Raw genomic sequence first — 6,637 nt, 5'->3', positions numbered from 1 at the left:
TCTGGGTTGGGCCGTGGCGGTTTTGGGGGCGGCGCCCGGCTTTGATCTGATGCGCTGGTGCTGCTTTTTTTGGCGTTCCTGATCGCCAATCCAGCCATCAATCCAGCGCCTTCTGCCTGCGCATGGTGGTGAAAAGAACAACCAGGCTGGCGGCGGCGCCGGCCACGCCCAGGGCGGCGAAGAGGGGGATGCCCCACAGGCGCGGGCCCATGGTCAGCAGGCCGGGGGCCAGGCCCAGGATGAAGGCGCCGGAGACCACGGCCAGGGCCAGGCGGGTGGCGGCGCGTTCCAGGGCCTGGGAGAGGCGGTCGATGTGGCGTATGTCCAGGTCGGCCTGCAGCCGGCCCGAGCGCAGTCTTTGCATCACCAGCCGCAGGGTGTGCGGCGCGTCGTCGGCCAGGTCCATCCATTGCGCCATGGCGGCGCGGCGCTGGCGCGCCAGGCTGCGCAGGGAGTAGCGCTGCAGCAGCTGGGCCTTGACCAGGGGCGTGGCCGTCTGCACCACGTCGAATTGCGGGTCCAGCTGCAGCAGCACCTGGTCGGCCGTGATCAGGGCCTTGAGCAGCAGCGCCATGTCGGCGGGCAGGGCCACGCCGGTTTCGCGGGCCAGGGCCATGAAGTCCTGCAGGGCGCGGGACATGACCAGGCGGCCGTTGCTGGCGCCGGGGCCATGGCGGGTCACGAAGCGGTCCACGGCAGCCTCGATGCGCGCGGCCGAGGGCGGGGCGCGGCCGGGCATTTCGCTTTCGGCGGCCCAGTCCAGCAGCACGCCCGAGAGGCTGCGGCCCTGGCCCTCGACCAGGGCGCGCATCAGGCCCAGCACCTGGCGGCGGCGCTGGGGAGACAGCCGCCCGACCATGCCGAAGTCGATGAAGCCGACGCGGTTGCCGGGCAGGGCCAGCAGGTTGCCCGGGTGCGGGTCGGCGTGGAACAGGCCGTCGCGCAGCACCATCTGCAAAAACGCGCAGGCGCCACGGCGCGCCAGCAGCGGGCCGTCCAGCGCGGGGTCCGCGCCCACGGCCGAGGCTGGCACGCCCGGCACGAAGTCCTGCACCAGCAGGCGCGGCCCGCTCAATGCCCAGTGGATGGCCGGCACGACGATCTCGGGCTGGGCCGCGAAGTGCCGTGCCACGGCGTCGCCGTTGTGGGCTTCGACGGTGAAATCCAGTTCCTCGCGCAGCGCCTGTCCCAGCTGGCGCGTGACCTCGCGCGGGCGGTAGCGTGCCAGCTGCGGCCATTGTTCCTGGGCCAGCAGCGCCAGGTGCTCTAGCAGGCGCAGGTCGGCTTCGATCTGGGGGCGCAGGCCGGGGCGCTGGACCTTGACCACGACTTCGATGTCGGCAGCGCGGGCCGCAGGGGGGCTGTCGCTGCCGCTGCCTTCCTCCCGGCCTTCCCGGTCATCCCGGTCAGCCCGGTCTTCGGCCGCAGGCAGCCGCGCGCGGTACACCTGGGCCATGGAGGCCGAGGCCAGCGGCACGGGATCGAAATGCGTGAACACCTGCTCCACGGGCAGGCCCAGCGACTGCTCGATCAACGGCTGAGCCGTCTCCCAGGGCAGCGGGGCGGCGTGGCTGTGCAGTTGCTGCAGGGCGGCCGTCCATTCGGGCGCGAGCAGGTCCGAGCGCGTGGCCATGATCTGGCCCAGCTTGACGAAGCTGGGCCCCAGGTGTTCGAGGGCCATGCGCAGGCGCTCGGGGCGGCTGGCATCCAGCGGATGCTCGGGATGGGGCTGGCTGCCGCGCGGCGCGAAGCGGGCCAGGCCCAGCGTGTCGACCAGGTCGGCCAGCCCGAAGCGCAGCAGCACGCCGACGATTTCCTGCAGCCGGGCACGGTCGCGCACGGCGACCACGGCGGTTTGCAGCATGGGCATCTCCTGTCGGTGGTGGCAATGCGGTCCATTGTGCCGATGCGCCAGACGCCATTGCGCAGGAATCGCCCGTCTCCGGGGCGGGGCTCAGGCCAGCCGCTGCACCTGTACCGCGCAGTCGTAGAAGCTGGGCGCGCGGCCCAGGTCGGTCAGGCGCTGGTGGGTGAGCTCGTTGACATTGGTGCCGTTGTCGCCGTGCTTGCGCCACCAGATGCCCAGGCCGTTGACCACGCCACGGCGCGCGCGGCCGTTGAGGGTGGCGTGGCATTCGTAGCTGCCCCGGTCGTTGAAGACGCGCACCCGGTCGCCCTCGGCCACGCCGCGCGTGGCGGCGTCGTCGGGGTGCAGCTCCACCAGCGGGCGGCCTTCCATGGTGCGCAGGCTCTTGACGTTGACGAAGCTGCTGTTGAGAAAGTTGCGTGCCGGCGGCGAGATCATGGCCAGCGGGTAGCGCGCATCCGTTTCGGCGGTTTCGTAGTTGGGCAGGTAGTCGGGCAGCGGGTCCATGCCGCGCCGCGCCAGCTCGGCGCTGGTGAATTCGCAGCGGCCCGAGGGCGTGGCGAAGCCGCCCTCGGCAAAGGGGGCCTCGGGCAGGGCCAGGGTGGCAAAGCCCTTGTCCAGCAGCTCGTCGAAGTCCACGCCGCGGCCCTCGAAGGCTTCGCGGCACAGTTGCTCGTCTCCCGTCTGGAAATGGGCAGCGGCAAAGGCGTCGTCATGCCGCGCCATGTGCGCGGCCAGGTCGCGGAAGATCTGGCCGTTGCTGCGCGCCTGGCCCAGCGGCGCGATGGCGGGGCGGTTGAGCAGCACGTCGGTATGGCCGTAGCTGCCGTGGATGTCCCAGTGCTCGATCTGCGTGGTGGCCGGCAGCACGTAGTCGGCCAGGTCGGCCGTGTCGGTCATGAAATGCTCCAGCACCACGGTGAACAGGTCCTCGCGCGCAAAGCCGGCCACGACCTTGGCCGATTCGGGCGCCACGGCCACGGGATTGCTGTTGTAGACCACGATGGCGTCCACGCGCGGCCCGAAGCCGTTGCCGCCTTCGTGCAGCAAGGCGTCGCCGATGGTGCTCATGTTGATGGTGCGCGGGCGGCGCTCGCCCAGCAGGTGCGGCATCTGCAGTCGGGCGCGCTGCGCGGGCAGGGCGCCCGAGGCGGACAGCAGCAGGCCGCCGGCACGGTGGCGCCAGGCGCCCACCAGGGCCGGCAGGCAGGCGATGGCGCGCACGGCATTGCCGCCGCCGCGCGCGCGCTGCACGCCGTAGTTCAGCCGGATGGCCGCAGGCGTGGTGGTGCCGTAGTCGCGCGCCAGCTGGCGGATCTGCTCCACGGGCAGGCCGCAGACCTGGGCCGCGCGCTCGGGCGGCCACTGCAGGGCGCGGGCCTTGAGTTCCTCCCAGCCCAGCGTGTGGCGCGCGATGTAGTCATGGTCCAGCCAGCCGTGCGTGATCAGCTCGTGCATCAGGGCCAGCGCCAGGGCCGCGTCCGTGCCGGGCAGCAGCTGCAGGTGCTCGTGGCATTTGTCGGCGGTCTCGGTCTTGCGCGGGTCTATGCACACCAGGCGCGCGCCGTTGCGCTTGGCCTCCAGCGCATAGCGCCAGAAATGCAGGCTGCTGCCGATGCTGTTGCTGCCCCAGATGAGGATGAGCCGGCTTTCGGTGAAATGCTCCACGCGCATGCCCAGCTTGCCGCCATAGGTCAGGTTCAGGGCCTCGCCCCCGGCGCTGGAGCAGATGGTGCGGTCCAGCAGCGAGGCGCCGAGCTGGTGGAAGAAGCGCCGGTCCATGCTCTCGCCCTGCACCAGGCCCATGGTGCCTGCGTAGCTGTAGGGCAGGATGGTTTCGGGATCGCGCGCCGCCAGCGCGTGCAGCCGGGCGGCGATGTCGGCCAGCGCCTGGTCCCAGCCCACGGGCTCGAACTGCCCGGAGCCCTTGGGGCCCACGCGGCGCAGCGGGGTGAGCACGCGCTCGGGGTGGTAGCTGCGCTCGGTGTATTTGCTGACCTTGGCGCAGAGCACGCCGCCCGTGTGCGGGTGGGCGGGGTTGCCCTGGACTCTTTTGGCGATGCCGTCTTCGACCGTGGTCACCAGCGAGCAGGTATCGGGGCAGTCATGGGGGCAGGCGCCCAGCACCTGTGAGGTGGCCTGGAGTGGGGGCGTGGCGGAGGACATGGTGGCAGCGGTCTCGGACAGGGTGGGGACTTTGCGAAAGAACCGTGAAAGCCGGAAAAACAGGAAAAGGCCGTCACGGGCAAGGGGCGGTGCCGGTCTTGCATGCCGCAATCGCCGCTTGTCTTTATTATGCGGACCCTTGCAGCCGGCTGCACGCAGCAACGGCGCCGATTCCAGTGACAAAAACAGGCAAGTTCATGCTCCGACCCAAGACGGCATTCAGCCGCAGACAGTTCATCGCAGCCAGCACGGCGGCTGCCGCCACCTGGACCGGCGCAGTGCGCGCCCAGGACGCGGGAGGCACCATCGTGCTGGGCCAGTCCTGCCCGATGACGGGCCCCGCGGCACAGATCGGCCAGCCCTTCCATGAAGGCGCCAAGCTGTACTTCGAGCAGCTCAACGCGCAGGGGGGCATTGCCCGGCGCAACATCGAACTGCGCGTGATGGACGACGGCTACGAGCCCGAGCGCTGCGCGGCCAATACCCAGCGCTTCCTGTCCGACGACGTGTTCGCGCTGTTCGGCTACGTGGGCACCTCCACCAGCATGGCCGCGCTGCCGCTGCTGCAAAAGGCGCGCGTGCCCCTGTTCGCACCGCTGACGGGCGCCGACGCGCTGCGCCAGCCCCAGCTGGCCCAACTGGTCTTCAACGTGCGCGCCTCCTATGCCGACGAGACGGCGCTGATGGTGCGGCACCTCACGGGCCTGGGCCTGAAGAAGGTGGCCGTGCTGCACCAGAACGATGCCTATGGCGAGTCGGGCCTGGCTGGCGTCAAGGCGGCGCTGGCCGCCAAGGGGCTGGAGCCCGTGGGCGCGGCCACGGTGGAGCGCAACTCGAACAACGTGGTCGCGGCCGTCAAGACGCTGGTGCCGCTGGGCGCCGATGTGATCGTGCAGATCGTCACCTACTCGGCCAGCGCGGCCTTTGTGCGCGCCGCGCGCCAGGCGGGCTTTGGCGGGCAGTTCTACAACGTCTCCTTCGTCGGCTCGCAGGCTCTGGCGCAGACGCTGGGCAAGGATGCCGAAGGGGTGGTCGTCACCCAGGTCGTGCCCTCGCCCTTCCAGACCTCGCGCCAGATCACGCGCGATTTCCTGGCGGCCATCCAGAAGGGCGGCGGCAAGCTGACGCCCAACTACTCCAGCATGGAAGGCTATCTGGCGGCACGCGTGTTCGCCGATGCGCTGCGCCAGGCCTCGGCCTCGGGCAAGCCCACGCGCGACGGCCTGGTGGCCGCGCTCGACGCCATGCACGGCCAGCAGGTGGCCGGCTTCCCGCTGGCCTTCAAGCCGCAATCGGCCAAGCCGCGCTTCGTGGAGTTGTCCATGCTGACCGGCGACGGCAAGGTCCGGGTGTAGGCTTGCAGCTCTAGAAGGAGAACCCCATGGCCTTGCTGCAGGAACTGCTGGACAGCGCACCCGAGATCACCGCGCTGCGCCGCGACATACATGCCCATCCCGAACTGTGCTTCGAGGAACTGCGCACCGCCGACCTGGTGGCCCGGCAGCTCGAAGGCTGGGGCATTGCCGTGCACCGCGGCCTGGGCCGCACGGGCGTGGTGGGCACCATCCACGGCCGTGACGGCGGCGCCAGCGGCCGCGCCGTCGGCCTGCGCGCCGACATGGACGCCCTGCCCATGCAGGAGTTCAACACCTTCGAGCACGCCAGCCGCCACGCCGGAAAAATGCACGCCTGCGGACATGACGGCCACGTGGCCATGCTGCTGGCCGCCGCGCAGTACCTGGCCGCGCACCGCGACAGCTTCGAGGGCACGGTGCACCTGATCTTCCAGCCGGCCGAAGAGGGCGGCGGCGGGGCGCGCGAGATGGTCGAGGACGGCCTGTTCACCCAGTTCCCCATGCAGGCCGTGTTCGGCATGCACAACTGGCCGGGCATGAAGGCCGGCACCATGGCCGTGGGCCCGGGCCCGGCCATGGCGTCGAGCAACGAGTTCCGCATCGTCGTGCGCGGCAAGGGCGGCCACGCGGCCATGCCGCACATGGTGATCGACCCGCTGCCCGTGGCGGCCCAGCTCATCCTGGGCCTGCAGACCATCGTCAGCCGCAACGTCAAGCCCATCGAGGCGGGCGTGGTCTCGGTCACCATGGTCCATGCGGGCGAGGCCACGAACGTGGTGCCCGACAGCGTGGAGCTGCAGGGCACGGTGCGCACCTTCACGCTGGAGGTGCTGGACCTGATCGAGCGGCGCATGAAGGCCCTGGCCGAGAGCATCTGCGCGGCGCATGACACGCGCTGCGAGTTCGAGTTCGTGCGCAACTACCCGCCCACCATCAACTCCGCGCCCGAGGCCGAGTTCGCACGCCGCGTCATGGCCGAGGTCGTGGGCGAGGCCAATGTGCTGCCCCAGGAGCCGTCCATGGGCGCCGAGGACTTCGCCTTCATGCTGCTGGAAAAGCCCGGCGCCTACTGCTTCATCGCCAATGGCGACGGCGACCACCGCGCCATCGGCCACGGCGGCGGTCCCTGCACGCTGCACAACCCCAGCTACGACTTCAACGACCAGCTGATTCCGCAGGGCGCCACGTTCTGGGTGAAGCTGGCCCAGCGCTGGCTGAGCGAGCCCACGCGCTGAGGCCCTTGCGGGGT

The 6,637-nt window shown here is 70.6% G+C and carries 4 protein-coding genes; 2 read left to right on the top strand and 2 right to left on the bottom strand.

Translation table 11 applies throughout. From position 1 onward, the window contains the following. Positions 1 to 97 precede the first annotated feature (97 nt). Positions 98 to 1,864: an ABC1 kinase family protein gene (locus DTS01S_RS01335; RefSeq protein ID WP_026062988.1), complete on the bottom strand. Its 1,767-nt coding sequence runs from the start codon at positions 1,862 to 1,864 to the stop codon at positions 98 to 100. Positions 1,865 to 1,954: 90 nt separating this feature from the next. Continuing rightward, positions 1,955 to 4,033: a molybdopterin-containing oxidoreductase family protein gene (locus DTS01S_RS01330; protein WP_061287200.1), complete on the bottom strand. Its 2,079-nt coding sequence runs from the start codon at positions 4,031 to 4,033 to the stop codon at positions 1,955 to 1,957. 197 nt (positions 4,034 to 4,230) lie between these two features. Between DTS01S_RS01330 and DTS01S_RS01325 the strand changes: the two genes are divergently transcribed. Next, positions 4,231 to 5,388: an ABC transporter substrate-binding protein gene (locus DTS01S_RS01325; protein WP_017407711.1), complete on the top strand. Its 1,158-nt coding sequence runs from the start codon at positions 4,231 to 4,233 to the stop codon at positions 5,386 to 5,388. Positions 5,389 to 5,414: 26 nt separating this feature from the next. After that, on the top strand, positions 5,415 to 6,623 hold the full coding sequence (locus tag DTS01S_RS01320) for a M20 aminoacylase family protein (RefSeq protein WP_017407670.1): 1,209 nt from the start codon (positions 5,415 to 5,417) through the stop codon (positions 6,621 to 6,623). The last annotated feature ends 14 nt before the right edge of the window (positions 6,624 to 6,637 follow it).

Origin of the sequence: Delftia tsuruhatensis NBRC 16741 (genome assembly GCF_001571325.1) — a bacterium.
In the GTDB taxonomy this organism is placed as follows: Bacteria; Pseudomonadota; Gammaproteobacteria; order Burkholderiales; family Burkholderiaceae_C; genus Comamonas; species Comamonas tsuruhatensis.
Note: the sequence above shows the minus strand (reverse complement) of the source record. Positions and strands in the feature narration are given on the sequence as shown.